This window comes from Rhizobium sp. 862_C5_N1_2 (assembly GCF_051811205.1).
GTDB classification, from domain to species: Bacteria; Pseudomonadota; Alphaproteobacteria; order Rhizobiales; family Rhizobiaceae; genus Rhizobium; species Rhizobium leguminosarum.
In genome coordinates this window covers 4746448-4773233 of the sequence record NZ_JBPWPT010000001.1, presented here as the reverse complement: position 1 = coordinate 4773233, position 26786 = coordinate 4746448, and the positions used below count along the sequence as shown (strand labels likewise).

General features: G+C 60.9%; 26 protein-coding genes, 1 tRNA gene and 1 pseudogene. 11 read left to right on the top strand and 17 right to left on the bottom strand.

Going from position 1 to position 26786, the window contains the following annotated elements; genetic code table 11:
* Positions 1-107 precede the first annotated feature (107 nt).
* The 4 genes from ACD590_RS23400 to ACD590_RS23385 all read left to right on the top strand — a co-directional run bounded on the left by ACD590_RS23400 (position 108) and on the right by ACD590_RS23385 (position 3720).
* The gene (locus ACD590_RS23400; protein WP_028731809.1) at positions 108-1328 is read left to right on the top strand and encodes a phosphopentomutase; all 1221 of its coding nucleotides are present in this window, start codon (positions 108-110) and stop codon (positions 1326-1328) included.
* Positions 1325-2293 carry an adenosine deaminase gene (locus ACD590_RS23395; protein WP_028731810.1) on the top strand — a complete coding sequence of 323 codons (969 nt, stop codon included), beginning with the start codon at positions 1325-1327 and terminating at the stop codon, positions 2291-2293. Before ACD590_RS23400 ends, ACD590_RS23395 begins: the two co-directional genes overlap by 4 nt.
* Before the next feature lie 102 nt (positions 2294-2395).
* The gene (gene upp / locus ACD590_RS23390; RefSeq protein WP_012759721.1) at positions 2396-3025 is read left to right on the top strand and encodes a uracil phosphoribosyltransferase; all 630 of its coding nucleotides are present in this window, start codon (positions 2396-2398) and stop codon (positions 3023-3025) included.
* Between the two features lie 125 nt (positions 3026-3150).
* On the top strand, positions 3151-3720 hold the full coding sequence (locus ACD590_RS23385) for a TIGR02281 family clan AA aspartic protease (RefSeq protein WP_028731811.1): 570 nt from the start codon (positions 3151-3153) through the stop codon (positions 3718-3720).
* A 6-nt stretch (positions 3721-3726) separates the two neighbouring features.
* On the opposite strand, the gene deoA is transcribed toward ACD590_RS23385, so the two are convergent.
* The 9 genes from deoA to ACD590_RS23340 form a co-directional block, all read right to left on the bottom strand.
* The gene (deoA, locus tag ACD590_RS23380) at positions 3727-5034 is read right to left on the bottom strand and encodes a thymidine phosphorylase (RefSeq protein ID WP_028731812.1); all 1308 of its coding nucleotides are present in this window, start codon (positions 5032-5034) and stop codon (positions 3727-3729) included.
* 1 nt (position 5035) lies between these two features.
* Positions 5036-5812, bottom strand: coding sequence for a deoxyribose-phosphate aldolase (gene deoC / locus ACD590_RS23375; RefSeq protein ID WP_028731813.1), 777 nt, complete (start codon positions 5810-5812; stop codon positions 5036-5038).
* 114 nt (positions 5813-5926) lie between these two features.
* On the bottom strand, positions 5927-6727 hold the full coding sequence (locus tag ACD590_RS23370; protein ID WP_028731814.1) for a purine-nucleoside phosphorylase: 801 nt from the start codon (positions 6725-6727) through the stop codon (positions 5927-5929).
* Positions 6724-7113: a cytidine deaminase gene (locus ACD590_RS23365; protein WP_028731815.1), complete on the bottom strand. Its 390-nt coding sequence runs from the start codon at positions 7111-7113 to the stop codon at positions 6724-6726. The genes ACD590_RS23370 and ACD590_RS23365 overlap by 4 nt, the downstream gene beginning before the upstream one ends.
* 1 nt (position 7114) lies before the next feature.
* Positions 7115-8086 carry an ABC transporter permease gene (locus ACD590_RS23360; protein ID WP_028731816.1) on the bottom strand — a complete coding sequence of 324 codons (972 nt, stop codon included), beginning with the start codon at positions 8084-8086 and terminating at the stop codon, positions 7115-7117.
* A gap of 10 nt (positions 8087-8096) precedes the next feature.
* Positions 8097-9200 carry an ABC transporter permease gene (locus tag ACD590_RS23355; RefSeq protein ID WP_018244328.1) on the bottom strand — a complete coding sequence of 368 codons (1104 nt, stop codon included), beginning with the start codon at positions 9198-9200 and terminating at the stop codon, positions 8097-8099.
* Between the two features lie 7 nt (positions 9201-9207).
* Positions 9208-10719: an ABC transporter ATP-binding protein gene (locus ACD590_RS23350; protein ID WP_028731817.1), complete on the bottom strand. Its 1512-nt coding sequence runs from the start codon at positions 10717-10719 to the stop codon at positions 9208-9210.
* 88 nt (positions 10720-10807) lie between these two features.
* Complete coding sequence (locus ACD590_RS23345; RefSeq protein WP_018070332.1) at positions 10808-11800, bottom strand: BMP family lipoprotein; 993 nt, start codon at positions 11798-11800, stop codon at positions 10808-10810.
* A gap of 317 nt (positions 11801-12117) precedes the next feature.
* Entirely contained in the window at positions 12118-12435 is a 318-nt protein-coding gene (locus ACD590_RS23340; protein WP_003544459.1) for a hypothetical protein, read from the bottom strand.
* Between the two features lie 228 nt (positions 12436-12663).
* Between ACD590_RS23340 and ACD590_RS23335 the strand changes: the two genes are divergently transcribed.
* Positions 12664-12753, top strand: a tRNA-Ser gene (locus tag ACD590_RS23335).
* Positions 12754-12854: 101 nt separating this feature from the next.
* Here ACD590_RS23335 and ACD590_RS23330 read toward each other — a convergent pair.
* Entirely contained in the window at positions 12855-13331 is a 477-nt protein-coding gene (locus ACD590_RS23330) for an Lrp/AsnC family transcriptional regulator (RefSeq protein ID WP_018447980.1), read from the bottom strand.
* A 41-nt stretch (positions 13332-13372) separates the two neighbouring features.
* Between ACD590_RS23330 and ACD590_RS23325 the strand changes: the two are divergent.
* The 3 genes and pseudogenes from ACD590_RS23325 to ACD590_RS23315 all read left to right on the top strand — a co-directional run bounded on the left by ACD590_RS23325 (position 13373) and on the right by ACD590_RS23315 (position 15119).
* Positions 13373-13988: pseudogene (locus ACD590_RS23325) on the top strand (RBBP9/YdeN family alpha/beta hydrolase).
* A 245-nt stretch (positions 13989-14233) separates the two neighbouring features.
* A complete protein-coding gene (locus ACD590_RS23320; RefSeq protein ID WP_003555857.1) occupies positions 14234-14443 on the top strand; it encodes a KTSC domain-containing protein in 210 nt (69 codons plus the stop codon).
* A gap of 436 nt (positions 14444-14879) precedes the next feature.
* Complete coding sequence (locus tag ACD590_RS23315; protein ID WP_018244322.1) at positions 14880-15119, top strand: CrpP-related protein; 240 nt, start codon at positions 14880-14882, stop codon at positions 15117-15119.
* Here ACD590_RS23315 and pncB read toward each other — a convergent pair.
* The 7 genes from pncB to ACD590_RS23280 all read right to left on the bottom strand — a co-directional run bounded on the left by pncB (position 15101) and on the right by ACD590_RS23280 (position 23846).
* Positions 15101-16405, bottom strand: a complete 1305-nt coding sequence (pncB, locus tag ACD590_RS23310; RefSeq protein WP_011650004.1) for a nicotinate phosphoribosyltransferase — start codon at positions 16403-16405, stop codon at positions 15101-15103. The two genes, ACD590_RS23315 and pncB, sit on opposite strands and share 19 nt — an antisense overlap.
* A gap of 187 nt (positions 16406-16592) precedes the next feature.
* Complete coding sequence (locus ACD590_RS23305; RefSeq protein ID WP_026230918.1) at positions 16593-16940, bottom strand: hypothetical protein; 348 nt, start codon at positions 16938-16940, stop codon at positions 16593-16595.
* A gap of 87 nt (positions 16941-17027) precedes the next feature.
* The gene (locus ACD590_RS23300) at positions 17028-17987 is read right to left on the bottom strand and encodes a 2-hydroxyacid dehydrogenase (protein ID WP_018244319.1); all 960 of its coding nucleotides are present in this window, start codon (positions 17985-17987) and stop codon (positions 17028-17030) included.
* An 8-nt stretch (positions 17988-17995) separates the two neighbouring features.
* Positions 17996-19633, bottom strand: coding sequence for an ABC transporter ATP-binding protein (locus ACD590_RS23295; RefSeq protein WP_028731819.1), 1638 nt, complete (start codon positions 19631-19633; stop codon positions 17996-17998).
* Positions 19630-20778, bottom strand: coding sequence for an ABC transporter permease (locus ACD590_RS23290; RefSeq protein WP_018447985.1), 1149 nt, complete (start codon positions 20776-20778; stop codon positions 19630-19632). Before ACD590_RS23290 ends, ACD590_RS23295 begins: the two co-directional genes overlap by 4 nt.
* Positions 20778-21863 (bottom strand): microcin C ABC transporter permease YejB, encoded by a 1086-nt coding sequence (locus ACD590_RS23285; RefSeq protein ID WP_028731820.1) that lies wholly within the window; start codon positions 21861-21863, stop codon positions 20778-20780. The genes ACD590_RS23290 and ACD590_RS23285 overlap by 1 nt, the downstream gene beginning before the upstream one ends.
* Before the next feature lie 150 nt (positions 21864-22013).
* On the bottom strand, positions 22014-23846 hold the full coding sequence (locus ACD590_RS23280) for an extracellular solute-binding protein (protein WP_247265385.1): 1833 nt from the start codon (positions 23844-23846) through the stop codon (positions 22014-22016).
* 265 nt (positions 23847-24111) lie between these two features.
* On the opposite strand from ACD590_RS23280, the gene mepA reads away from it, so the two are divergent.
* From mepA to ACD590_RS23265, 3 genes are all read left to right on the top strand, one after another.
* Positions 24112-25185 (top strand): penicillin-insensitive murein endopeptidase, encoded by a 1074-nt coding sequence (gene mepA, locus ACD590_RS23275; RefSeq protein ID WP_130718550.1) that lies wholly within the window; start codon positions 24112-24114, stop codon positions 25183-25185.
* Between the two features lie 88 nt (positions 25186-25273).
* Complete coding sequence (locus ACD590_RS23270; RefSeq protein WP_003583482.1) at positions 25274-25654, top strand: methylglyoxal synthase; 381 nt, start codon at positions 25274-25276, stop codon at positions 25652-25654.
* Positions 25655-25671: 17 nt separating this feature from the next.
* Positions 25672-26697, top strand: a complete 1026-nt coding sequence (locus tag ACD590_RS23265; RefSeq protein WP_439003423.1) for a glucokinase — start codon at positions 25672-25674, stop codon at positions 26695-26697.
* The last annotated feature ends 89 nt before the right edge of the window (positions 26698-26786 follow it).

Sequence of the window (26786 nt, the reverse complement as noted above, 5' to 3'; positions counted from 1 at the left end):
GCCCTTCCCACTTCTCGAATTTGCCAAGCCGGCCGCAGCATTATATGGCTGGATTTCAGCCGCCTCCGACATTCCAGAGGCCGGCGATCGGCTCTCTCGGGTGTAAAATGGCGCGTGCCTTTCTTTTCGTTCTGGATTCCTTCGGCGTTGGCGGAGCGCCGGATGCGTCGGCCTATGGTGACGAGGGCGCCGATACGCTCGGCCATATCGCCGAGTTCTGCGCAGCCGGCGCCGGGGACCGCGCCGGATTGCGCGAAGGGCCGCTTTCCCTGCCCAACATGTCGGAACTCGGGCTGATGCACATTGCACGGTCGGCCTCCGGCCGGTTTCCTGCCGGCATGCCCGTCCCGGAGAAGGTCTACGGCATTTATGGCGCCGCCACCGAAATCTCACGCGGCAAGGACACGCCATCGGGCCATTGGGAGATCGCGGGAACACCTGTCAATTTCGATTGGGGTTATTTCCCGATCGAGGGCGACGCCTTTCCTCAGGAATTCATCGAGGCGCTATGCAAGGAAGCCGGGGTGTCCGGCATTCTCGGCAACTGCCATGCCTCGGGAACAGAGATCATCGCCCGGCTCGGCGAGGAACATATCCGCACCGGCAAGCCGATCTGCTATACCTCCTCGGATTCGGTCTTCCAGGTCGCTGCGCACGAGGTGCATTTCGGCCTCGATCGTCTGCTCGCCTTCTGCCGTTTGGCCAGGGGGCTGCTCGATCCCTACAATATCGGCCGCGTCATCGCCCGGCCCTTCATCGGCCAGTCCGTCTCTACCTTCCAGCGCACAGGAAACCGGCGCGACTTTTCTGTGCTGCCGCCGGAGCCGACGTTGCTCGACCGGCTTATCGAGCACGGCCGGCACGTGCATGCTGTGGGAAAGATCGGCGATATCTTCGCGCATCAGGGTATCTCGCGGGTCATCAAGGCGAACGGCAACGAGGCGCTGATGGATGCGTCGCTTTCGGCGATTGACGAGGCTGAGGACGGCGATCTCGTCTTCACCAATTTCGTCGATTTCGACATGATCTACGGCCATCGCCGCGACGTGCCGGGTTATGCCGCAGCCCTCGAGGCCTTCGATGCGCGCTTACCCGAAGTCCACAAGAAACTGAAGCCCGGCGATCTCGTCGTGCTCACCGCCGATCATGGCTGCGATCCGACCTGGCGCGGCACGGACCATACGCGCGAACGCGTGCCTGTTATCGCCTATGGCCCGGGCATCCGGTCGCGTTCGATCGGCGTGCGCCGCAGCTATGCCGATATCGGCGAGAGCATCGCACGGCATCTCGGCATCACGGCCGGACCGCACGGAAGGAGCTTTCTGTGACATCGCATTTGAAGAAGGTCGAACTGCACTGCCATCTGGAGGGTGCGGCCCCTCCAGCTCTGACCGCGGCGCAGGCGCAGAAATATGGCGTCGACATCAGCGCTGAACTTCGCGACGGAGCCTATGTCTGGCATGATTTCGCAAGCTTCCTCGAATGTTACGACAAGGTTTCCGAGGTCTACAGGACCGAGGAGGACTATGCGCTTCTGACCGAAACCTATCTCGACGAACTCGCCGGCATCCATACGATCTACAGCGAACTCATCGTCTCGCCCGATCACGGCAAGCGCATCGGCCTGGGGGCCGACCCCTATATTGCGGGTATCTGCGAAGGCATCCGGCGGGCCAGGGAAAAGAGCGGCATCGAGGCCCGGCTGATCGTCACCGGCGAGCGGCATTTCGGTCCGGAGAGCGTGATTGGTGCTGCCGAATATGCTGTTAAGGCCGGCAATCCTCTGATTACCGGCTTCAACCTTGCCGGCGAGGAGCGCATGGGGCGCGTCGCCGATTATGCCCGCGCCTTCGATATCGCCCGCGATGCCGGCCTTGGGCTAACCATCCATGCCGGTGAGGTCTGCGGCGCCTTCAGCGTCGCCGACGCGCTCGATGCGGTGCGCCCCTCGCGCATCGGTCATGGCGTGCGCGCCATCGAGGATCTCGACTTGGTGAAGCGGCTTGCCGATCTCGGCACCGTGCTCGAGATCTGCCCAGGCTCCAATATCGCGCTCGGGGTCTTTCCCGATTTTGCTTCCCATCCGCTGCGCCGGCTGAAGGAAGCAGGCGTGGGGGTGACGATCAGCTCGGACGATCCGCCTTTCTTCCATACCTCGCTTAAGCAGGAATACGAATTTGCCGCAGGGGTTTTCGGTTTCAGCGACGCCGAGATCGACGCGATGACACGCACTGCGATCGAGGCGGCCTTCGTCGACGAGCAGACGCGCAAGGTCTTGCTTGCCCGGCTTTGAGGGTAGAGGTTGGGGAAGATCGGCGCAAATTGACCACCACTCTTGCGGTCAGGCCGATTTCCGTGAAAGAAACATTCGATAGAAAGAATGAAAGGCTTCCCCATGGACGGCGTCACGGTCATCGATCATCCGCTTGTGCAGCACAAGCTCACCATCATGCGGCGCAAGGAGACATCGACGGGAAGTTTCCGGCGCCTGCTGCGCGAAATTTCGACACTGCTCTGCTACGAGGTGACCCGCGATCTCGAACTGACAATGGAAACGATCGAGACACCGCTGCAGACGATGGAGTCGCCGATCCTCGAAGGCAAGAAGCTGGTCTTCGCCTCGATCCTGCGCGCCGGCAACGGATTGCTCGAAGGCATGCTCGATCTCGTGCCATCCGCGCGCGTCTCGCATATCGGCGTCTATCGCGACCACGAGACGCTGCAGCCGGTCGAATATTACTTCAAGGCGCCGGAGGACGTGGCCGAGCGACTGATCATCGTCGTCGACCCGATGCTTGCAACCGGCAATTCCTCGATCGCGGCGATCGACAAGCTCAAGGAGCGCGGCGCCCACAATATCCGCTTCCTCTGCCTGCTTGCCGCGCCGGAAGGCATCCGCAACTTCCGTGCGGCGCATCCCGATGTTCCGGTTTTCACCGCCTCGATCGACAGTCATCTCAACGAGAAGGGCTATATCGTGCCCGGTCTCGGCGATGCCGGCGACCGCATGTACGGCACCAAGTAATTTCAGCCTTCCTTTACCAAATCGAAAGACTTTACGGCCCGGTGGTTCGCTACGGGCCTTTCGGCGTCGATATTAGCAACTTATCAGCACTTGAGGTTTAGGAGGTCTGAAGCATGAGGCCCCGCATGAAGCGGGGTTTATACAGGAAGGATTTCTGTTTCATGCTCGTGCGTACCGTCCTATTCGCCAGCATCGCCGCGGTGCTCGCCACACAGGTGCCTTCCTTCTTCGGAGGCACCAGCCAGCAGCCTGCTGACGCTCTCTCCGCCAATTATGTATCGACCGAAACCGACAAACCGGCCGCACCGGAGCCCGTCTACGGCAGCAATGCGATCCGCCTGCAGGCCGATGCACAGGGCCACTATACCGGCAGCTTCAAGATCAACGGCAAGTCGGTGCAAGGCCTGATCGATACCGGCGCCACCTATGTGGCGCTCAACGAGACGCTCGCCCGCCGACTGGGCTTCACCGCCAACCAACTCGATTTCCGTTATGGGGTGAACACTGCGAACGGTCAGACGAAAGCCGCGCATGTGACACTCGACCGGGTCGAAATCGGCGGCATTCGCGTGCGCGATGTCGAAGCCTTCGTCCTGAGGGACGATGCGCTGACGACGACGCTGGTCGGCATGAGTTTCCTGCAGAAGCTCGCCTCCTATTCCGTCGCCGACGGTTCGCTCAGCCTCAAGCAGTAAACTGCGTCAAACAAGGCCTGCAATCACCGGCGTCGTCTCCGGCTTGTCGTCAGTAATGCGGTAGTGCATGGCAAGCGCCGCAGCCGCCCTCTCCGCCGCGGCTTCGTCAGCGGCATGAACGAGAGCGATCGGTTCGCCCGCGGTCACACGGGTGCCAAGCGGCAGAAGTTCGGAGAAGCCGACGCGATGGTCGATCCGATCCGACGGATGGCGTCTTCCGCCGCCGAGATCGATGACGCTGAGGCCGACACCGCGCGCATCACAAGCGGAGAGCCAGCCGGACCGGGCGGCCAGGACAGGTTTTTCCACAGGCGCCCTGACCAGATATCGGTCGGGATTTTCGATGAGATCGGCCGGGCCGCCGAGCATCGATACCATACGCGCGAAGACTTCAGCCGCCTTTCCCGATGACAGGGCCTGACGTGCCATCCCCTCGGCTTCATCAGGCGAAGCGGCGATGCCTGATTTCACCAGCATCTCGGCGGCGAAGGCGAGAACGACGATGTCAAGCCGCGTGTCTCTTTTCCTGCCTGCTAGGAAATCCAGGCAGTTGCGCATCTCGACGGCATTGCCGGCACTATCGGCGAGCGGCTGGTTCATGTCGGTGATCAGGGCCGAGGTCTTCACGCCTGCGCCATTGGCCACCTCGACCAGCGACTGCGCCAGGATCTCCGCCTGGCCGCGGTCAGCCATGAAAGCGCCGTTGCCGACCTTGACGTCGAGCACCAGCGTCTCGAGCCCGGCCGCAAGTTTCTTCGAGAGAATAGAGGCGGTGATGAGGGGAATGGAATCGACGGTGGCGGTCACATCGCGCACGGCATAGAGCCTGCCGTCGGCGGGCGCCAAGGTGCCAGTCTGGCCAATGATGGCGCATCCCGCCTTCTTCACGACCTTGTGGAACAGGTCGGCGTCCGGGGTAATCCTATAGCCGGGAATGGATTCGAGCTTATCCAGCGTGCCGCCGGTATGGCCGAGACCGCGTCCGGAGATCATCGGAACGGCGAGGCCGCAGGCGGCTGTGATCGGCGCCAGCATCAGCGAAACATTATCGCCGACGCCGCCGGTCGAATGTTTGTCGGCGATCGGACGGTCGATATCGGCCCATTGCAGCCTGTCCCCGGAATCGGCCATCGCCAGCGTCAAGGCCACGATTTCGGCCCGCGACATGCCCTTGAACCAGACGGCCATGGCGAATGCGCCGATCTGGCCTTCCGACAATTGACCGGCAGCGAGTGCCGCGATGAAGGACCTGATATCGGCGGCGTCAAGTTCGTCGCCATCGCGCTTACGCCGAATGATCTCCTGCGGAATCATTTCAGTAGCTCGACGCCGCAGCCGGTGCTGACTGTGTTCCGCTTAGAACCGCCAGGATATCGTCAAGCAGGTCGGAAGCGCCGAAGCGGAACGTCGACGGCATCGCCCAGTCCGGTGTCATGATAGTTTCGGCAAGGCTCAGATAGAGTGCGGCATCGGCCACCGAGCCGATACCGCCTGCCGGCTTGAAGCCGACCTTGCGGCCGCTTTCGCGGATAGCTCGGATCATGATGTCGGCGGCTTCGAGCGTCGCATTGACGGCGACCTTGCCGGTGGAGGTCTTGATGAAATCGGCGCCGGCTTCAATTGCGAGTTCGGAGGCACGGCGGATCAATGCCGCATCCTTCAGCTCGCCAGTCTCGATGATGACCTTCAGAAGAACCGGGCCGGCGCATTCGGCGCGCACGGCCTTGACCATGTCGGTCACCGCCTTCTCGTTGCCGGCGAGCAGCTTGCGGTAGGGAATGACCAGATCGATCTCATCGGCTCCATCGGCAATCGCCTCGCGTGCTTCAGCAGCGACATCGGCCACTTCCATATCGCCGGAGGGGAGGTTGACGACCGTCGCGATACGCACGGCGTGGCCTGTGCCAAGGATATTGCGGGCCTGAGCGACGAACCGCGGCCAGATGCAGATCGCAGCACTGTTGCCGTAGGGCGTCTGCGCGCGGGTGCAGAGCGCGTCGATCTGCGCCTCGGTGCAATCATCCTTCAAATTGGTGAGGTCGAGAAGAGAAAGGGCGACAGCCGCCGTTTCCCGGTTGGAATAGCTATTCATCTTCGCTTCCTCTAGAGCATGATGCCGAAAAGTGTGCGCGGTTTTCGGACGACATCATGCTCTAACTGTATAATTTAGAACAGGATTCAGATTTTAGGCCGACCCGGCCTAAAATCATCCTGTTCTAGCCGCAATCATGTCTTTCAGGATCGCGGCGAGACGGGCGCCGCCGATGGGCGCCATGTCCTTGGTTTCTTCATGGCTAAGCTCATTGCCGGTCATGCCTGCCCCATAGTTGGTGATAACGGAGGCGGCGGCAACCCTCAGGCCCAGCATTCTTGCGATGATCACCTCGGGCACCGTCGACATGCCGACGGCATCGGCGCCAAGGATGCGCGCCATGCGGATTTCCGCCGGCGTTTCAAAGCTTGGACCGGAGAACCACATATAGACACCCTGCGCCAGCTCGATTTTAAGCTTTGCCGCTGCCCTCTGCATCGCCGCGGCAAGTCCGGCATCATAGGCATTGGTCATGCCGACGAAACGATGATCGCTTTCCTCACCGATCAGCGGGTTCATGCCGGAATAGTTGATATGATCGGTGATCTGCATCACCGAACCGGGCGGCATGTCGTCACGCAGCGATCCGGCCGAATTGGTCAGGATCAGCGCTTCGACGCCGAGCGCCTTCAGCACCTCGATCGGCAGGCGCATGGCGTTGGCATCGCCCTTCTCGTAATAATGCACGCGGCCGGAGAGCATGACGACAGGCACGCCGCCGAGGCGGCCGGCGACGACTTCGCCTGCATGGCCGGAGACCGCGCTGACGGGAAAGCCCGGCAGGTCGCGATAGGGAACACGGACGGCGCCGTCCAGCTCACCGACGAGGGAGCCGAGACCGGAGCCGAGCACGATGCCGTGGCGCGGCTTGATTCCGCCGAGCAGTGCGGCGAGCAGGCTGACCGTCGCCTTCATCCGAGTTCAGTCTCGAAGCTGAAGGGAAGAAGCTCTTCCATCGTCATGGTCTTCTTCACGCCTGTTTCATCGCAGAGGTAAATCTTCGTCCCCTTGGAGGCGAATTCGGAGATCTTCTGGCGGCAGCCGCCGCAGGGCGGGCAGAGCGGCAGCTTCTCGGCAATGACGGCCATTTCAACGATCTTCTTCGCGCCACCCATGATCATGGCGCTGATCGCCGTCGGCTCGGCGCACCATCCTTGCGGAAAGGAGAGGTTTTCGATGTTGGCGCCGGTATAGACCTTGCCGTCCTCGGCGCGGATCGCCGCGCCGACCGGAAATTTCGAATAGGGCGCATGGGCAAAGGCCATGGCGCCGCGGGCGGCTTCGAACAGATCGTGAGACATATCAACGCTCCTTCGTATAGGGCACGCCACCGGCCTTTGGCGGAGTCGCAACGCCGATGAAGCCAGCAAGCAGGACGCAGGTCAGGACATAGGGCAGCGCCTGGAAAACCTGAACCGGCACTTCGCCGATTAGCGGCACCTGCTTTCCCTGCATGAAATTTGCCAGCGCATCGAGGAAGCCGAAGAGCAGGCAGGCAAACATGACGGGTACAGGCTTCCACTTGGCGAAGACGAGAGCTGCGAGCGCGATGTAGCCCTTGCCGGCCGACATGTCCTTGATGAAGGCGGCGGACTGAGCGATTGCCAGATAGGTGCCGGCAAAGCCGCAGAGAATGCCGGCACACATGACGGCGCGGTAACGCAGCCAGGCGACCGAGATGCCGGCCGTATCGACCGCACCCGGGTTTTCGCCGACGGCGCGCAGCCGCAGGCCGAAACGTGTGCGGTAAAGCACCCACCAGGAAAACGGCACGGCGAGGAAGGCGAGATAGGTGAGGACATTGTTGCCAGATATGACGTTGGCATAGATCGGGCCGATGATCGGTATGTCGCGAGCAGTATCGGCGCCCGGCAGGATGATCGGTGCGAAACGCGACTCCGGCGACAGCTGCGGCGTGCGTCCGCCCTGGCCAAACCAGGCCTGCCCAAGCACGATGGTGATGCCGGCGATGAAGAAGTTGATCGCGACACCGGAGACGATCTGGTTGCCACGGTTGGTGATCGAGGCAAAACCATGCACCAGGCTCAGTGCCACCGAACAGAGGATGCCGGCACCGAGCCCGAGCCAGGCCGAATCGGTGAGATAGGCAACGCAGGCGGCGGCAAAGGCCGAGCCCAGCATCTTGCCCTCAAGGCCGATATCGAAGATGCCGGCGCGCTCCGAAAACAGACCGGCAAGGGCAGTGAAGATCAGCGGGATCGACAGGCGGATGGTCGAGCTCAGAACGCTGATGAAGATGTCATAATAATCCATCGCCCGCTCCTTAACCGCGCTTGAACTGTTGGTAGAGGCGCACCATTGCCGGCCGGAACATGTATTCCAGCGCGCCGGCAAAGAGGATCACCAGACCCTGGATGACGAGGATCATCTCGCGGGTGATGTTCGGCATTTCGAAGGAAATCCAGTCACCGCCCTGGTAGAGAATACCGAAGAGGATCGCCGCCACGATGATGCCGAGCGGATGGTTGCGTCCCATCAGCGAGACGGCGATGCCGACGAACCCGGCACCACCGACGAATTCCACCTGCAGGCGGGCCGACGAGCCCATGACGGGGTTCAGCGCCATCATGCCGGCAAGCGCTCCGGAGAGCAGCATGGCGATGATCACGGTGCGGGCATAGGGGATGCCGGCATAGGCCGCCGCCGTCGGGCTGACGCCCAGCGTGCGCATCTCGAAACCGAGCTTGGTGCGCCAGACGAGCAACCAGACGAGGTAGCTGACAACGAGCGCAATGATGAAGGAGACGTTGAACGGGGCAGCCCCCAGCTTGGCGCCGAACAGCTGCATAACCCAGCCGAGCTTCGGCAATTGGCCGCCTTCGAGGAAGGTGCGGGTTTCCGGCGCCATCTTGCCGGGCACGATCAGCACATGCACCAGGAGATACACCATCAGTGTCGCGCCGATATAATTGAACATGATCGTCGTAATGACGATGTGGCTGCCGCGTTTTGCCTGCAGGAAGGCCGGGATGAAGGCCCAGGCCGCACCAAACAGGCCGGCGCCAACGACGGCGATCGGCATCGTCACATACCATGGCACGTAACGATCGAGCGCCAGCGCCACCAGCGCGCAGCCGAGGCCGCCGACATAGGCCTGGCCTTCGGAGCCGATGTTGAAGAGGCCGGAATGGATCGCCACCGCGACGGAGAGGCCGGTGAAGATGAAGCTCGTCGCGTAATACAGCGTGAAGCCGATGCCTTCGCCATTGCCGAGCGCGCCCTGGATCAGCAGCGACAGCGCATCGAGCGGGCTTTCCCCGATTATCCAGACGACGAAGCCGGAGATCAGGAAGGCGACGACGAGGTTCAAAATCGGGATGAGGCCGTAATTGATCCAGTTTGGTAGTGGAACGGAAGCAGTGCTCATAAAGGCCTCACGCGGCAATGCCGGCCATCATCAGGCCGAGGGTCTGTTCACCGGCATCGGGCGTCTTCTCGCCGACGATATGGCCGGCAAACATGACAAGGATACGGTCTGAAAGGGAGCGGATTTCATCGAGTTCGACGGAGACGAGCAGGATCGCCTTGCCTGCGTCACGCATTTCGATAATCCGGCGGTGGATGAATTCGATGGCGCCGATATCGACGCCGCGTGTCGGCTGGCCAATGATCAGCATCTTCGGATCGCGTTCGATCTCACGGGCAACGACGATCTTCTGCTGGTTGCCGCCGGAGAAATTCGCCGTCTTCAGCCGCGGGTTCGGCGGTCGGATATCGTATTTTTCGATCTTTTCCATTGCATCCTTGCGGATCGCATCGAGATCGAGCAGCGGGCCTTTGCTGTAAGCCGGGCGGCGATGGTAGCCGAGCACGGAATTTTCATATTCCTCGAATTTCAGCACTAGGCCCATATGGTGGCGATCCTCGGGAATATGAGCGAGGCCGAGATCACGCAGGCGGGCGGGATCGGCCTTGTCGATCGTCTGACCGTCGAGAAGAATTTCACCGGAGGTCGGCTTGCGGATGCCGGCAATCGCCTCCAGCAATTCGGACTGGCCATTACCGGCGACACCGGCGATGCCGACGATCTCACCGGCGCGCACGTCGAAGGAGACGTTGTCGACCATGGTGACGCCGCGATTATCCTTGACCGTGAGGTTGCGGACGGACAGCACGGCGGCTTGCGGGTTCGCCTCGCCCTTCTGCACGCGCAGCAGCACGCGGCGGCCGACCATCAGCTCGGCCAGTTCCTCCACCGTCGTCTCCGACGTCTTGCGGGTCGCGACCATTTCGCCGCGGCGCATGACCGAGACCGTATCGGTGATTGCCATGATCTCGCGCAGCTTGTGGGTGATGAGGATGATGGTCTTGCCCTGATCGCGCAGCACCTTGAGGATGCGGAAAAGGTGATCGGCCTCGGCCGGGGTCAACACGCCTGTGGGCTCGTCGAGGATCAGGATCTCGGCGCCGCGATACATGGCTTTCAGGATCTCGACACGCTGCTGCAGGCCGACCGGGAGTTCCTCGATCAGCGTGTCGGGATCGACCTCCAGGCCATATTCCGTTTCCAGCCGCTTGAGCTCGGCGCGGGCCGAGGCAACACCCTTGGCCAGCAACATGCCGCCTTCGGCGCCAAGCATGATGTTCTCGAGCACCGTGAAATTGTCGACCAGCATGAAATGCTGGTGCACCATGCCGATGCCGGTGGCGATCGCCGCCTGGCTGTCACGGATGGTGACGGGATTGCCATTGACGCGGATCTCGCCGCTGTCGGCATGGTAGAAACCATAGATGATCGACATCAAGGTCGATTTGCCGGCGCCGTTTTCGCCGATGATGCCGTGGATCGTCCCCTTGGCAACGGTGAGGTTGATGTCCTTGTTGGCGTGGACGGCACCGAATTTCTTGTCGATGCCGACAAGCTCGATAGCGGGCTTATCTGTCACTGCAGACTCCAAATAGGAAAAGGGCGTATGGCGAAAGTCCCCTCCGCCATACGCCCGATCTCAATCGTCGATCACATTCGGGCGAGGATCACTTCGGGCAAGCGTTGTCCGAGGTGTAATCGTGAACCTTGATGGTTCCCGCAATGATGTCGGCCTTGGCCTTGTCGACGGCAGCCTGCATTTCCGGCGTGATCAGAGACTTGTTGTGCTCATCGATCGCCGCGCCAACACCGTCTTCCTTGACGCCGAGCGCCTGGACGCCACCGGTGAACTTGTCGTTCTTGGTGTCGTTATAAGCATTGTAGACGGCGAGGTCGACGCGCTTGACCATCGAGGTCAGGACCGAGCCCGGATGCAGGTAGTTCTGGTTGGAGTCGACGCCGATCGACAGCTTCTTGTTGTCGGCGGCCGTCTGCAGAACGCCGAGACCGGTGGCACCAGCTGCCGCGTAAACGACGTCAGCGCCCTGGTCGATCTGGTTCTTGGTGAGCTCACCGCCGCGGACCGGGTCGTTCCAGGCAGCGCCCGTGGTGCCGGTCATGTTCTGGAAGACTTCGATATCGGCCTTGACGGAGCGTGCGCCCTGCTCGTAGCCGCATTCGAACTTGCGGATCAGCGGAATGTCCATGCCGCCGACGAAGCCGACCTTGCCTGACTTCGACGCCATGCCGGCGAGAACGCCGACGAGGTAGGAGCCTTCTTCTTCCTTGTAGACAACCGAGCGGACGTTCGGCTTGTCGACGACGGAGTCAACGATGATGAACTTGGTATCCGGGAATTCGGCTGCAACCTTCTCGATGGCCGAAGTCCAGGCGAAGGAAACAGCAACCACCGGATTGAAACCGCGGCTTGCGAAATTGCGGATGGCCTGTTCGCCCTGGGTGTCGCCCGTCGGCTCGAAGTCGCGATAGGCAATGCCCGTCTCGGCCTTGAACTTCTCGGCACCGTTATAGGCCGCCTCGTTAAAGGACTTATCGAACTTCCCGCCGGTGCCGTAAACCAGCGCCGGCTTGACATCGGCGGCAAGCGCCGTCGTCGACATGGCAGCCACGGCAAAGAGAGTGAGAAGGGATTTTTTCATTGTGCAGCCCTGTTGTTGCTATTCGTTAGGGGTCCTCCCGCAAGCCCTTTCCGGGCATGTCTGCGGAACCACCGACCTCCCCCCGGAGGCCTGGCTGCGCGCATCCTTGCATGGCTCACGGAAAAATTCACCAGAAATTTTTCAGCTGGTAAAGATTTGCAGCGATTGCCGAAAATCAGCTCTTCGGGGCTGATTTTTGGACATTCCTTGCATCAGAATGCGGATTTTCTAGCCAATCCGACGGCAGATACCGAGGTCGAAGAGCTGGCGATGCCCAACGGGATTTCCCGCCGGATCGTGCCGGTAAAACCACCTTGCTATGCGGTGAAGCGACCGGCCACCGGCGGCTTCTTGTAGCCGATCATCCACAGAAGCAGCGCGATCACCAGGAAAACGGCAAAGGCCGGCTGGAGCATCAGCCACTGGAAGATCAAGGTGTAGAAACGCGGGTGGATATAATAGGAAAGGGAGGATTGCAGCGACGTAAGGGTTGTCGGACTCACATCCTGCCAGGCATCGGAGATCGGCGTCATCACCACGGAGGACGCCGCAACCGACTGGATCGAATCGATGGTCCCGGCAATAACCGCCGCCGCAAGCGCGACAAGACTCGCCAGACGCAACAGGAAACGCATCAATTCCTCCGACGCTCGATATGCCGGACAATTCCGGCCGGCCGCGCCATTCTCCACCTTAGAGAATTACATAGTCGTCGATGAGGTGAAGCACAATGGAGTGGCCGAGGCGAGTTTTATCGGAAGAAGTCAAAAAACTGTTAGATTTCGGTTGATCGACAAAAATTCATCGGTATATATCGCGCCGTTCCGACGATTTGCTCCTATCCGGGCGCGAACGCCAAAAAAGGACAGGTGGCCGAGTGGTTTAAGGCGCACGCCTGGAACGCGTGTGTACGTGAAAGCGTACCGTGGGTTCGAATCCCACCCTGTCCGCCATATCCCTCATTTTCAATATTGATTCAAACCGTATCGAGAGCGGGACGCGGAAGCGTTGTGGCGGCACGCTTCGCTGGAACAAGCCGGTCGTCCGCATATTCTCAAGGGCGCTGAAGCAGGGCGCGTCCAATCGGCTTCGGATTCTCGCTGCGCAACACGAGAGATGTCGTCACGGCCCCAAAACGCGCGATCGTGTCAACGATCGTTTCCAGCTCTCCCGGCGACGGAACCAGCACCTTCAAGAGAAAACAGTCCTCTCCGGTGAGGCGCAATACTTCCATGACCTGCGGCATCTCCGCGAACTGTTTCAGGCAGGCTTTGATATGCTCATGCGTCGTGCGCAGGCGAAGCACAGCCGTCATTCCAATTCCCAAAGCGGTGGGGTCGATACGGGCCGAGTAACCGACAATGATGCCGCGGTCTTCCAGCCGCTTGACCCGTTCCGATGCTGCCGGCTGAGAGAGCCCGACCCTTCGACCGAGTTCGGAAATCGCAATGCGGCCATTTTCCTGCATCGCTTCGATAATGGCGATATCGGTTGGATCGAGCAGTACCCGATTGTTTTCCTGAAAAGCCATGGGATCACCTTGAAATCATCGGAGAGAGACGCGGTTTTCCGATGATCATTCATTCCGAAGCAAATGAAAATGCATCATTTTCACCTGCACGGACGATCAGAGGAAAAGACATGAAGGACATCATCATATTGCCGGGGATTGGCGGTTCGGGCGAGGCTCATTGGCAAACACGCTGGGAAAAGTCGAACCCGGAAATGCGACGTTTTCAACCAGCCGATTGGGAAAAACCCGATCTGGCGGACTGGATTTCAGCCCTGGAGCGCGCCGTCGGCGCATCGGCAACCCCTCCCCTGCTGGTCGCCCACAGCCTTGCCTGTCTGCTGGTATTGGCAGCAGGCTTCTTCGCTTGCCGTTGCCGGAGCATTTCTTGTGGCGGTCCCGGATCCGCAGTCCGCGTCATTCCCTGAGGAGGCTGCCGGATTCGCCGATCCGCCGCCGCAAAAGATGCGCTTCCCCACTCTGATCATCGCAAGCGCCGATGATCCTTTCGGCACGCTCGATCATGCCCATGCGCGAGCGGATCTGTGGGGCAGCGGTCTTGTCGCGATCGGTCCTTTCGGCCATATCAACGGGCAAAGCGGCCTTGAGGACTGGGGCCAGGGAAAGGCCTTGCTGACGGCGTTTTCCGCCGGATTGGCAAAATCTGATCGGCCTTGATCTTGTTTTCGAGATCACGATCAAATGGCCCAAACAGGCCTTACCTGTGCTGGACGTGTCGGGACGGAGCAACGAAATGCCCCGCTCGCAAGCGTGCGTTCGGGGCTCGTCGAACCCGTCGCTCCGGCGGCGCGGCGAGGTTCAAAGCGTCGAAAGATTCCTGATTTTTTACCATGCGAGTTCACCGCGTCTTTGCACGTTTGGGTTTACCTTCTGCCAAATTTAAAAAAACAGAGGTAAAACAGGTGGAAGAACTTTCGGTAAAGTCGAAGATCATCAAATCCGTCTATTTCAGCCAGGAAGACGGGCGGCTCAGGATTTGTTTCAAGAATGGCGAGGAGCGTCTGTTCGAAGGCGTTCCCTCCTCGGAAGCGCATGCGATGACGGTGGCGCCGTCTCCCGGCCATTATTATCTCGACCGGATCAGAACCCGGTTTCGCAGATTGGCAGCCTGAAAACCCGAGCGGATAGCGCCAGCACGCATTGCGGGATTGCGCGAGATCGGGACGAGGCCGGTGGATATTAACCGGCTGTTAACCCTCGATATCATCTGGGTTGGATAGCCCCTGCCGGAAAGCGGCAACCTGTCGGCGCTGCCGGCCTGTTCAAGGTCGGCCAGCCGGGAGGCTCGGCGGCGGACCCCAGCCAGGAAGTCGAGCCTCCCCGTCACGGGTGCTCGTTGTGTGCGTGATGACGAAGCGCATGAGCGGCTCGCGGACGCCGCCATGCTCTGCTTGTCTGATTGAGATGACCCCGGGCCGGTTGCGACCTAATCGTCCCCCGAACTAACGAATTGGGGCTAATCCTGTGAAAAACCCGAATTGTCGCATCCGGACTCGACAATGCTTTATTAGCATGATTGCATAAATCGGGATAAAGACGGGGGTAATGATGTTCGAGAATCTGCTTGAGATGCAGGAGCGTGGCGCACGGGACCGTGCGCGTGGCCGCAGTCTGGCCGACAATCCGATGTCGAAGCCGGATATCCTGCCGATTACCGATTTTCAGGAATGGTACTCGATGTTCGACGCCTGGCGCTTCGGTTGGTCGATCGAGGATGCGATGGCGGGGCACATCAATATGCCCCGGGATGGCGGCACATTGGCCCAGACCTACACCAGAACGGTCTGATCGATCCTGTCCTCGGCGCCGAAGAATTTCAGGTAGCGCTCGACCTCGGCCGGTTCGCCAGTCGCCTTCTGCGGATTGTCGGAGAGCTTCACCGCCGGCCGGCCGTTGGCGTCGCTGACCTTGCAAACGACGGAGATCGGGTTGAGGCCGGAGATCTCGATCGGCGCGCAACCGGAAAAATCATTCGTCAGGTTGGTGCCCCAGCCGAAGCTCATGCGCACGCGGCCTTCAAAATGCCGGTAGGTATCGATGATGGCGTCGACATCGAGGCCGTCGGAGAAGATCAGCAGCTTCTGGCGCGGATCGCGGCCCATCTTCTTCCACCAGTCGATAATCTTCTCGCCGCCTTCGATCGGCGGGGCACTGTCCGGGCGGAAACCGGTCCAGTCGGCGACCCATTCCGGCGCATCGCGCAGGAAGGCGGCGGTGCCAAAGGCATCGGGCAGCACGATCAGAAGGTTGCCGCCATAGAGCTTGTTCCAGTCGCGCAGGATCTTGTAGGGCGCGTTGCGCAACTGCTCGTCGGTTTCGGCAAGGGCGGCGGCCACCATCGGCAGCTCGTGAGCATTGGTGCCGACCGCCTCGAGATCGGAATCCATAGCCAGCAATACGTTGCTGGTACCGGCAAAAGCAGGCCCGATGCCTTCCTTCAGTGCCTCGACGCACCAGCGCTGCCAGAGGAAACTGTGACGGCGGCGGGTGCCGAAATCGGAGATCCGTAAGCCCGGCAATTCCTTCAGCCGCTCGACCTTCGACCACATCTTCGCCTTGGCCCTGGCATAGAGCACATCGAGGGTGAAGGGACCGAGCGCCTTCATCGCCGAGCGCGACCGCAGCTCGTTGACGATGGCGAGCGCGGGGATTTCCCACATGGTGGTTTCCTTCCACGATCCGTGGAAATCCAGCACATATTGCCCGTCCTTCTTCGACAGCTCGTATTCGGGCAACTGGAAATTGGAAAGCCAGGCGAGGAATTCCGGTTCGAAAATCTGGGCGCGACCATAGAAGCTGTTACCCGCAAGCCAGATCATCTCCTTCTTGGAGAGCCTCAGCGTGCGGGCATGATCGAGCTGCTCGCGCAATTCGCCTTCGTCGAGCTCCTCTGCCAGACGCACCCGTTTGGTGCGGTTAATGAGGGTGAAGGACGCGTTCACGTCAGGATAGAGCTTCCAGATCATCTGCAGCATCAGGAGCTTATAGAAGTCGGTATCGATCAGGCTGCGGATGATCGGATCGAGTTTCCAGGCGTGATTGTAGACGCGTCTTGCGATATCAGTCCTGGCCATGAAATTCCTGCCCCTGTCCACTCCGGTCAGGTGCTGCCAAATTCCCGGGTATTGCCAAGTTCCGGGCCAGCGCACGAAACCGGCTCGTGTGCCTTCTTATCGAAAAATCGGCGGCTAAAGTCCAGACAAAACAATAAACGTCCCGCCGCAGTATCACGGCGGGACGTGAACATGGTTTTGCTCACGATTATCGGGCCGGCGTTGCGGGCGCCACATTCGGAGCGGCCGGCGTGGTGTTCGGCGTTTCGGTTGGAACGGCAGTGCCGTTCTGTAGCGCCGGCGCGGCGGGCGGAGCAGGCTGCTGCGACTGAAGCTGCTGGCCCGGCTGCTGCGGCGCCACCTCGTTCGCTTCGCGCTTGCCCCAAATCTCGACCGGTATCCAAACAACGAAGGCAAGCACCAGCGCGACGATCAATACGGTCAGAATGCGATAACCCGTGCGTCCCTGCCTTGCCTTCACCGGCGGGATCAGCTCTTCCTTGTGAAGCTTGCCATCGGACTTTTCCCAGCGTGTTTCCGTCTGATGCGCCATCATCGTCTCCTTCCGCTGTCTTAACCGGCCTTGCCGGCCGCAAGAATTTCCGCAAAGGAAACGGGTGGCTGTCTGGAAGGTTCCGAAAGCTCAATAGCCGGCGGCGCGGTCGACCACGAATTGCAGCGGCTCGCCGCGCTCGAAACGGGCAATCTGCGTCTCGACATGACGGAACAGCGCATTTTCTTCGGACACCGCCGCGTCGTGCGGCGTGAGGAAGACGTTCTGCAAGTCCCACAATGGGCTGTCTGATGCAAGCGGCTCGGCCTCGAAGACATCGAGGGATGCGCCGCCGAGGGTGCCGTTGCGGATGGCGGAAACGATATCGGCCTCGACCTGGCTCTTGCCGCGGCCGGCATTGATGAAGACCGCTTGCCCAAGCGCGCCGTTGCGGCGCAGCTTCGCTAACAGCCCGGCGTCATAGAAGCCTGATGTTTCAGGCGTCAGCGGCAGCAGGCCGACGAGGATGTCGGTCCTTGCGAGGAAGTTGTCCAACTCGCTGGCATCGAAAGTTTCGACGCCGTCGATCTGTTTGCGGCTGCGCGACCAGCCGATAACGTTAAAACCCATCACCCTCAGCTTGGCGACCGCGTCCTGCCCGAGAATGCCGAGGCCCATGACGCCGACCGTCACCTCAGCCGCCTCCGGCGCGATCAGCTTGGCCCATTCACGTTGCCGCTGGTGGTTGTCATGGGCGTATTGTCCGCGCAGATGCATCAGGCATTGCATGACAACCCATTCACTCATGCGGGTCGTCAGGCTGCGATCGACGAAGCGAACGATCGGGATCTCGGGCAGGCCGGCCATGCCGATGATGTGGTCGACGCCGGCGCCTCCCGAAAAGATTACCTTGAGGTTCGGCGCCCGCGCGAAAAGGTCGGCATCCGGTTTCCAGAGAAGCGCGTATTCGACCGCGCGGAGATCGCGGGCCTGATGGCCCGGATCGGCGAGATTGATGCTGCCCCGGTCGGCAAACGCCGTCTTCAGCACGCGGGCGACGCCTTCGGGATTGAACTTGATATCGACGAGAACGGGAGGACGGGCGGACATGATCTTCTTTACTGCTGCACGGCGAGCGTCGGCACCGCCTCGATGTTGAAAGCGGCCGCCATCAGCGCCCTGGTGTAATCATTCTTCGGCGCGCGGAAGATTTCCGAGGATGGTCCCTGCTCCACCACCTTGCCGAACCGCATGACGATGACGTCGTTGGCGAGCGCCTTCACCACCTTCAGATCGTGGCTGATGAAGAGATAGGCGAGGTCGTGCTTCTTCTGCAGATCGCGAAGGAGATCGACCACCTGCGCCTGGACGCTCATGTCGAGCGCGGAGGTCGGCTCGTCGAGCATGACGAAGCGCGGTTTCAGCACCATGGCCCGGGCGATGGCGATGCGCTGGCGCTGGCCGCCGGAGAATTCGTGCGGATAACGCCAGCGGGTCAGGGGATCCAGACCCACCTCCTCCAGCGCCCAGCAGACGCGCTGGTCGCGTTCTTCCGATGTCAGGGAGCGCTCATGCACCTTCAGCCCTTCAGCGACGATATCGCCGACCGACATGCGCGGGCTGAGCGATCCGTAGGGATCCTGGAAGACGACCTGCAGCTGGTTGCGCAGCGGCCGCATCTCACTGAACGAGTAGCCGGCTATATCCTTGCCGACGAAGGCGATCCGTCCTTCTGAGGAAATCAGCCGGGTGAGCGCCAGGCCGAGCGTGGTCTTGCCGGAGCCGGACTCGCCGACGACGCCCAGCGTCTGGCCGGCGCGCAGCGAAAGGTCGATGCCGTCGACCGCCTTAACGTGATCGACGATACGGCGCATCAGCCCTGATTTGATCGGGAACCAGACGCGGATATCCGACCCTTCCATCACCATCGGTTTCGAGGGATCGGCCAGCGGTGGTTCGCCCCGCGGCTCCGAGGCGAGAAGGTGCCGGGTATATTCATGCTTCGGATTGGCGAAGACGTCTTCGACCGTTCCGGTTTCGACGATCTTGCCCTTGGTCATGACGCAGACGCGATCGGCGAATTTGCGCACGATGCCGAGATCATGGGTGATGAACAGCATCGACATGCCGTGGACGGCCTTCAACTGCCGGAGCAATTCGAGGATCTGCGCCTGCACGGTGACGTCGAGGGCGGTGGTCGGCTCGTCGGCGATCAGCAATTCCGGCCGGTTGGCGAGCGCCATGGCGATCATGACGCGCTGGCGCTGGCCGCCTGACAGTTCGTGCGGATAGGCCTTCAACCGCTTCTCCGGCTCGCGGATACCGACCTGGTTCAGCAATTCCAGGACGCGCTGGCGCGCCGGCTGGCCGGTGAGGCCCTGGTGCAAGGCCAGGATCTCGGTGATCTGCTTCTCGATCGTATGAAGCGGATTGAGCGAGGTCATCGGCTCCTGGAAGATCATGGTGATGTCGTTGCCGCGCACTTCCCGCAGTGCCCGCTCCGACGCCTTCAGGAGGTCCTTGCCCTTGAAGAGGATTTCGCCCGAGGGATGGCTTGCGGACGGATAAGGCAAAAGCCGCAGAATCGAATTGGCCGAGACCGACTTGCCGGAGCCGGACTCGCCGACGAGCGCCACGACCTCGCCTTTGGCGATATCGAAGGAGATATGATCGACGGCGAGCGAGGTCTCGCCGCCCTGATGAAAGGCAACCGAGAGATCGCGGACGGAAAGCAGCGGTTCTGGCATATCACTCATTGAAACGTCTTCCTCGGATCGAAGGCATCGCGCACGGCTTCGCCGATGAAGATCAGCAGGGAAAGCATGATCGACATGGCAAAGAAGGCCGTCAGCCCGAGCCATGGCGCCTGCAGATTGGTCTTGCCCTGCGCGATCATCTCGCCGAGCGAGGGGGAGCCCGGCGGCATGCCGAAGCCGAGGAAATCGAGCGAGGTCAGGGTGGTGATCGAGCCGGAGAGGATGAAGGGCAAGAAGGTCAGCGTCGCGACCATGGCGTTCGGCAGCAGATGGCGCCACATGATGGTGCGATTGTTGACGCCAAGCGCGCGGGCGGCGCGGACATATTCGAAATTGCGGGCGCGCAGGAATTCGGCGCGCACGATGCCGACGAAGCCGACCCAGGAGAAGAGCAGCATGATGCCGAGCAGCACGAAGAAGCCGGGCGGCAGGAGTGCGGCGATGATCAGCAGGATGTAGAGCACTGGCATCGACGACCAGATCTCGATAAAGCGCTGTAGCAGCAGATCGGTCCAGCCGCCGAAATAACCCTGCACAGCACCTGCCGTCACGCCGATGATCGCCGAGCAAATGGTCAGCACCAGGCCGAAGAGCACCGATATGCGGAAGCCGTAGATGACGCGCGCCAGCACGTCGCGCGCCTGGTCGTCGGTGCCGAGCCAGTTGAGATTGCCGAGGGTGCAATCCGGATCGTTCACCCCTTGCGGGTAGCCGGCGCAGCGCTCCTCCTTCGTCATCAGCCAGAAGGGGGCCGTGGGCGCCGAATGCGGAATGTTGGAATTGACCGAGCGGTAGGAATAGCGGATCGGCGGCCAGATCATCCAGCCATTGGCATTGATCTCGTCGGCAATGACCGAGGAACGATAGTCGGTTTCGGCCAGGAAGCCGCCGAATTTCTCCTCGGGATAATCGATGAGGACCGGAAACAGGACCTCGCCCTTGTAGGAGGCTATGATCGGCCGGTCGTTGGCGATGAACTCGGCAAACAGGCTGAGGACGAACAGCAGCATAAACAACCACAGCGACCAGTAACCGCGGCCGTTCGCCCGGAAATTATGCCAGCGGCGGATATTGGTCGGCGAGAGCAGGCCCTTGCGCGGCGGCTTGACGGGTGTTGCGACGGCAGGATTTGCGGCGGCGTCCATCAGACATCCCTCCGCTCGAAATCGATGCGCGGATCGATCCAGGTGTAGATCAGGTCGGAAACCAGGCTGACGACGAGGCCGAGCAGCGAGAAGATGTAGAGCGTGGCGAAGACAATCGGGTAGTCCCGGTTGACGACTGAGAGATAGCCGAGACGGCCGAGGCCATCCAGCGAGAAGATGTTTTCGATCAACAGCGAGCCGGTGAAGAAAGCGGAAATGAAGGCGCCGGGAAAACCGGCAATGATGATCAGCATGGCGTTGCGGAAGACATGACCGTAGAGCACCTGCCGCTGGTTTAGGCCCTTGGCGCGGGCGGTGACGACATATTGCTTCTTGATCTCCTCGATGAAGGAATTCTTGGTCAAAAGCGTCGTCGTCGCGAAGGCCGACAGGGAAAGCGAGATCAGCGGCAAGGTAAGGTGCCAGAAATAGTCGAGCGGCTTCTGCCACCAGGCCAGCTGGTCGAAATTGTCGGAGACCAGGCCGCGCAGTGGAAACCAATCGTAGAATGAGCCGCCGGCGAAAAGCACGATCAGGAGAATGCCGAAGAGGAAACTCGGTACGGCATAGCCGACGACGATGACGCCCGACGTCCAGACATCGAAGGTCGATCCATCCTTGATCGCTTTGCGGATGCCGAGCGGGATGGAGATGGCATAGGAGAAGATCAGGATCCAGATGCCGAGCGAGATCGACACCGGCAGCTTCTCCTTGATCAGTTCGAGCACGGAGGTGTTGCGGAAGAAACTCTCGCCGAAATCGAAGCGGATGTAATTCCACATCATCTCGCCGAAACGCGTCAGTGGCGGCTTGTCGAAGCCGAATTGCTTTTCAAGCTTGGCGATCAGTTCCGGATCGAGCCCCTGGGCACCGCGATATTTCGAGCCTTCGTCGCTGCCGCCGCTGAGGAGATCGCCGCCGCCGGACAGGCGCTGGTCGGCACTGTCGGCCTGACCGGTCAACTGGGCGATTACCTGCTCGACAGGACCGCCGGGGGCGAACTGAATGACGGTGAAGGAAATCGCCATAATGCCGACGATGGTCGGGATCATCAGAAGCAGGCGGCGAAGGATATAGGCGCCCATCAGCCTTCAGCCTCCGGGAATGTTCTTCTTGTCTGCCTGCCGTCCAGTCTCATGCCGCTCAATCCGCCAGCCTTCCCTTGCCGGCCCTGCCGGCTTGTCGTGATTCGCTCGCGCCATTTGGAGCCGAGGGCCCCTGCATTGCAAGCCCGCTCATTTTGCCGAGGTGGACCACCAGGCATCAGGGAAGCCAAGGCTGTACGCCGGAAACTCGGCCGGATGCGTGACCGTGTTCCAATAGGTGATGTTATAGCTATCACGGTAGAACAGCGGGATGACGTAGTGATTTGCAAGCAAGACCCGGTCCATCGCCTTGATCGCTGCGACCTGTTCATCGCGGTTCGGCGCGAAGATGATCATGCGAATGAGCTCATCAACGGCGGGGTTGGCTATGCCGGCATAATTGCGAGAACCCTGTTGGTTGACCGAACCGGATCCCCAATAGTCGGCTTGTTCGTTGCCCGGATTCATGGTCTCCGCCCAGACATTCCAGATCATATCGAAGTCGAAGCTGCGCTCGCGATTGACAGCTTGCGAGGCGTCGACTGTTCGCACCCGCGCATCGATACCGATTTTCCTGAGATTGTTTGCATATGGCACCGCCCAGCGCTCCAGCATGGGGCTCGACAACAGGATCTCGAAACTCATCGGCTGGCCAGTCTTGGTATTGACCATCCGGTTGCCCTTGAGCTCCCAGCCGGCTTCTTTCAGCAGTGCAATCGCCTTGCGGAGGTTGTCGCGACTCTTCTGCGGATCGCCGCCGACAGGATTGGTATAGGGCGTCGTGAAGACTTCGGGCGGAACCTTATCCTTCATGCCCAGCAGAATTTCCAGTTCTCTACCCTGTGGAAGGCCGGAGGAGGCGAGCTCGGTATTCCAGAAATAACTGTCGATGCGTTTGTAACTGTTAAAGGCAACGGTGCGATTCAACTCTTCGAAATCGAAGCCGTAGTTCAGGGCCTCGCGAACTCGCTCGTCCTTAAACAGGTCACGACGCATGTTGGGCACCAGCGCTTGTAGGATACCGGTGGCGCGTAGCGGGTTAGCAACCTCTTCCTTCTTGACGCGTCCTTCCTTCACCGCGGGAAAATCATACCCTGTCGCCCACCGGGCAGCCGTTGTCTCCTGCCAGTAGTCACTATTACCAGCGCGAAACGCTTCGAACTCGACATCCCGATCACCGAAATAGGTGTAGATGATGTTGCGGAAATTGTTCTGGCCGACATTTACATTGAGGTCCTTCGCCCAGTAGTCGTCACGTAATTCATAGCGGATTGTCGCGCCGGGCGAGAAGGAAGCAATCTTGTAAGGCCCCGAACCCATCACTGGCTCGAGCGTCGTCTTTGAGATATCGCGTGGCTTGCCGTCCGGTCCCTGCCCCTCCCACCAATGTTTCGGCACGACCACCAACTGGCCGAGAATATTCGGGAGCTCCCGGTTGTTCTTTTCGTCGAAGGTGAAGGTGACGTCGCGATCGCCGGTCTTTTCGGCTTTCACCACGTGGCGGTAATAGTTCGCCGTGAGGGGGTTTAATTCCTTCGTCTTATCCAGACTGAAGATGACGTCCTCGGGTATTACCGGCTGACCATCCGCCCATTTCGCTTCCTTGCGCAGGCGGAAAGTCGCGCTCGATACGTCTGCGGGAAAAGACAGTCCCTCGGCAAGCAGACCGTAGGAGACGAGGAGCTCGTCGTCGGCGGGCTTCATCAGCGTGTCGTAAACGAGCGTCAAGCCCACCGCCGCCTGACCTTTGGCAAGCAATGGGTTGAAGGTGTCGAAGGCGCCGCTTGCGGAGAGGCGCAGGTCTCCGCCTTTCGGTGCATCGGGATTGACGTAGTCGAAATGCGTAAAGCCCGGCTTGTACTTCATCTCGCTGATGACCGAGCTTCCGATCTGAAAGGGCTGGTCCTGACCCGTTGCCTGCATCGGCGCCAAAGCACCCGCAAGCGACAGAAACAAACCGATCTTCGACCACAGAACCGCCATTCACGCTTTCCCCTGATTATTGATGGGTTCGACAATACGAAAAATACGGGCGAAAAACAGGAGAGAGTTTGGTTTTTGCCGGGCGCGCGAAATTTCGAGCATCGGGTCCGTGTCGGAGTGTCGCCTCTTCGGGCCGCCTTCACAGCATGCGGCGATCCGTCACCGCCTCCCTCGATGGCGGCTGGCCAAAACATCGATTCACCAAAATCGCTTTTCACGATAGATTCGATCGCAAATCACTTCGGCAGCGGCTCAAGGGAACAGTATGGCTTTCGGCTTCGCTCAGGCTTTCAGGACAATCAGCAAACTGACGCTTGCCGGCGCAATCGGCGCAAGCCTTGCCGCCGGCGACGTCGGCGCGGAGCAGAAGACGCCGAGCCCGGGCAGCGCCAAGGGGCAGTTCGGCGCCGTCAGCCTGCCGACGCAAGGACCGGCGCAGCCGATCGGCTTTTACGCGAAGGGCTGCATGACGGGTGCGGTGGCGCTGCCGACCGACGGGCCGACCTGGGAGGCGATGCGGCTTTCGCGCAATCGCCGCTGGGGCAATCCGGCGATGATCGCGCTACTCGAACGTCTTTCGCAGGACGGGGTCAAATATGCCGGCTGGCCGGGCATTCTCGTCGGCGACATTGCGCAACCGCGCGGCGGGCCGATGTTCAACGGTCATGCCTCGCATCAGATTGGCCTCGATGCCGACGTCTGGTTTACGCCGATGCCCGCGCGCCGCATGACGGCCGAGGAGCGCGAGAATCTACCCTTCACCACCATGCTGCAAAAGGACAAGTTCCTGACCGTCGACCCCAAGGTATGGACGCAATCGCGGGCGCGGCTGCTGATGCTGGCGGCAAGCTATCCCGAGGTCGAGCGTATTTTCGTCAATCCGGCGATCAAGAAGAAGATGTGCGACACCTGGACGGGCGACCGCACCAATCTTGGCAAGCTCCGGCCGGAATACGGCCATGACTCGCATTTCCACATCCGCATCAAGTGCCCGCCCGGTGCTGCGGGCTGCACACCGCAGGCCTCTGTCGCCGCCGGCGACGGCTGTGACAAGTCGCTCGCCTGGTGGTTCACGCCGGCGCCCTGGGCACCGCCGAAGCCGCCGAAGCCCGGCGCCAAGCCGCCGAAGCCGCCGCGCGAGATGATGGTTTCCGATCTGCCCAAGGCCTGTGCCGCCGTGCTCGATGCTGCTTCCGTCTCGATACAGGCCGCCACCTATGGCGGACCTTCCGCCGCAAGCGCGCTCACCACCGCGCCGGCAGCAGCGCCTGCCGCCGACGCCGACGGCGCTTTGCCCGATGTCGGCCCGGTTCCGAACGACAAGCCGGCGATACAATGAGTAAGGCCCGGGGTGCGTTGTCTTTCAAATCGCAAACTCTTGGTATAGAAGCCATCAAATCGATTGAATTGCTCGGGCGGAGGGGTTTATGGCCGGCGGCAAATGCCTTGCATTGATTGCGCATGACCAGAAGAAGGATGACATGGCGGATTTCGCCCGCGCCAACAGGGACATTCTCTCCCGCTGGAAGATCGTCGCCACCGGCACGACAGGTGGACGCGTGCTCGACGCCGCCCCCGATCTCGACGTCACCAGGCTGAAAAGCGGGCCGCTCGGCGGCGACCAGCAGATCGGCGCGCTGATTTCGACCGGCGAGGTCGACGCCCTGATCTTCTTCGTCGACCCCTTGACGCCAATGCCGCACGATGTCGACGTGAAGGCATTGATGCGGCTGGCGATCGTCTATGATATTCCGATGGCGCTCAACCACGCGACCGCTATAAAACTTCTTCCCACACTCGAAGCCTGATCAGCACGGAACCGGCCATGCCAAAACCGAACAACAGCACCGCTCCGCTGCCTTTCCCGATCCTGATCGGCGATATCGGCGGCACCAATGCCCGCTTCTCCATCCTGACCGATGCCTATGCCGAGCCGAAGCAGTTTCCGAACGTGCGCACGGCGGATTTCGCCACGATCGACGAAGCGATCCAGAAAGGCGTGCTCGACAAGACGGCCGTGCAGCCGCGTTCGGCGATCCTCGCCGTCGCCGGCCCGATCAACGACGACGAGATCCCGCTGACCAATTGCGACTGGGTGGTGCGGCCAAAGACGATGATCGAGGGCCTCGGCATGGAGGACGTGCTCGTCGTCAACGATTTCGAGGCGCAGGCGCTGGCAATCGCCGCTCTTTCGGATGAAAACCGCGAACGCATCGGCGACGCTACCGGCGACATGATCGCCTCCCGCGTCGTGCTCGGACCCGGCACCGGCCTCGGCGTCGGCGGGCTCGTGCATGCCCAGCACACCTGGATCCCGGTTCCCGGCGAAGGCGGCCATGTCGATCTCGGACCGCGCAGCAAGCGCGACTATGATATCTTTCCGCATATAGAGACGATCGAAGGCCGGGTTTCGGCCGAGCAGATCCTCTGCGGCCGCGGCCTCGTCAACCTCTATCATGCCATCTGCATTGTCGACGGCATCCAGCCGACGATGAAGGATCCCGCCGATATCACCTCTCACGCGCTTGCCGGCAGCGACAAGGCGGCCATAGAGACCGTCTCGCTGTTTGCCACCTATCTCGGCCGCGTGGCGGGCGACATGGCGATGGTGTTCATGGCGCGCGGCGGCGTCTATCTCTCCGGCGGCATCTCGCAGAAAATCATCCCGGCGCTGAAAAAGCCGGAATTCCGCATCGCCTTCGAGGACAAGGCGCCGCATACGGCATTGCTCCGGACCATCCCGACCTATGTGGTGACGCATCCCTTAGCAGCGCTTGCCGGGCTTTCCTCCTATGCGCGCATGCCGGCGAATTTCGGCGTCTCGACGGAAGGCCGCCGCTGGCGACGCTAGCCCGGCGCGCAAAGTAAATAGAGCGTCCCTGGCGCGTCCTATCCGGACGCGCGGCGCTCTAGCCAAACCGGTCCCAACTCTTTATAGAC

Bases quoted from the DNA above. Each gene is read 5' to 3' on its own strand.
- ACD590_RS23400 (WP_028731809.1), top strand. From the start codon at position 108: ATGGCGCGTGCCTTTCTTTTCGTTCTGGATTCCTTCGGCGTTGGCGGA.
- upp (WP_012759721.1), top strand. From the start codon at position 2,396: ATGGACGGCGTCACGGTCATCGATCATCCGCTTGTGCAGCACAAGCTC.
- ACD590_RS23385 (WP_028731811.1), top strand. From the start codon at position 3,151: ATGAAGCGGGGTTTATACAGGAAGGATTTCTGTTTCATGCTCGTGCGT.
- deoA (WP_028731812.1), bottom strand. From the start codon at position 5,034: ATGATTCCGCAGGAGATCATTCGGCGTAAGCGCGATGGCGACGAACTT.
- deoC (WP_028731813.1), bottom strand. From the start codon at position 5,812: ATGAATAGCTATTCCAACCGGGAAACGGCGGCTGTCGCCCTTTCTCTT.
- ACD590_RS23370 (WP_028731814.1), bottom strand. From the start codon at position 6,727: ATGAAGGCGACGGTCAGCCTGCTCGCCGCACTGCTCGGCGGAATCAAG.
- ACD590_RS23365 (WP_028731815.1), bottom strand. From the start codon at position 7,113: ATGTCTCACGATCTGTTCGAAGCCGCCCGCGGCGCCATGGCCTTTGCC.
- ACD590_RS23360 (WP_028731816.1), bottom strand. From the start codon at position 8,086: ATGGATTATTATGACATCTTCATCAGCGTTCTGAGCTCGACCATCCGC.
- ACD590_RS23355 (WP_018244328.1), bottom strand. From the start codon at position 9,200: ATGAGCACTGCTTCCGTTCCACTACCAAACTGGATCAATTACGGCCTC.
- ACD590_RS23345 (WP_018070332.1), bottom strand. From the start codon at position 11,800: ATGAAAAAATCCCTTCTCACTCTCTTTGCCGTGGCTGCCATGTCGACG.
- ACD590_RS23340 (WP_003544459.1), bottom strand. From the start codon at position 12,435: ATGCGTTTCCTGTTGCGTCTGGCGAGTCTTGTCGCGCTTGCGGCGGCG.
- ACD590_RS23330 (WP_018447980.1), bottom strand. From the start codon at position 13,331: ATGGCTTTTCAGGAAAACAATCGGGTACTGCTCGATCCAACCGATATC.
- ACD590_RS23315 (WP_018244322.1), top strand. From the start codon at position 14,880: ATGTTCGAGAATCTGCTTGAGATGCAGGAGCGTGGCGCACGGGACCGT.
- pncB (WP_011650004.1), bottom strand. From the start codon at position 16,405: ATGGCCAGGACTGATATCGCAAGACGCGTCTACAATCACGCCTGGAAA.
- ACD590_RS23305 (WP_026230918.1), bottom strand. From the start codon at position 16,940: ATGATGGCGCATCAGACGGAAACACGCTGGGAAAAGTCCGATGGCAAG.
- ACD590_RS23300 (WP_018244319.1), bottom strand. From the start codon at position 17,987: ATGTCCGCCCGTCCTCCCGTTCTCGTCGATATCAAGTTCAATCCCGAA.
- ACD590_RS23295 (WP_028731819.1), bottom strand. From the start codon at position 19,633: ATGAGTGATATGCCAGAACCGCTGCTTTCCGTCCGCGATCTCTCGGTT.
- ACD590_RS23290 (WP_018447985.1), bottom strand. From the start codon at position 20,778: ATGGACGCCGCCGCAAATCCTGCCGTCGCAACACCCGTCAAGCCGCCG.
- ACD590_RS23285 (WP_028731820.1), bottom strand. From the start codon at position 21,863: ATGGGCGCCTATATCCTTCGCCGCCTGCTTCTGATGATCCCGACCATC.
- ACD590_RS23280 (WP_247265385.1), bottom strand. From the start codon at position 23,846: ATGGCGGTTCTGTGGTCGAAGATCGGTTTGTTTCTGTCGCTTGCGGGT.
- mepA (WP_130718550.1), top strand. From the start codon at position 24,112: ATGGCTTTCGGCTTCGCTCAGGCTTTCAGGACAATCAGCAAACTGACG.
- ACD590_RS23270 (WP_003583482.1), top strand. From the start codon at position 25,274: ATGGCCGGCGGCAAATGCCTTGCATTGATTGCGCATGACCAGAAGAAG.
- ACD590_RS23265 (WP_439003423.1), top strand. From the start codon at position 25,672: ATGCCAAAACCGAACAACAGCACCGCTCCGCTGCCTTTCCCGATCCTG.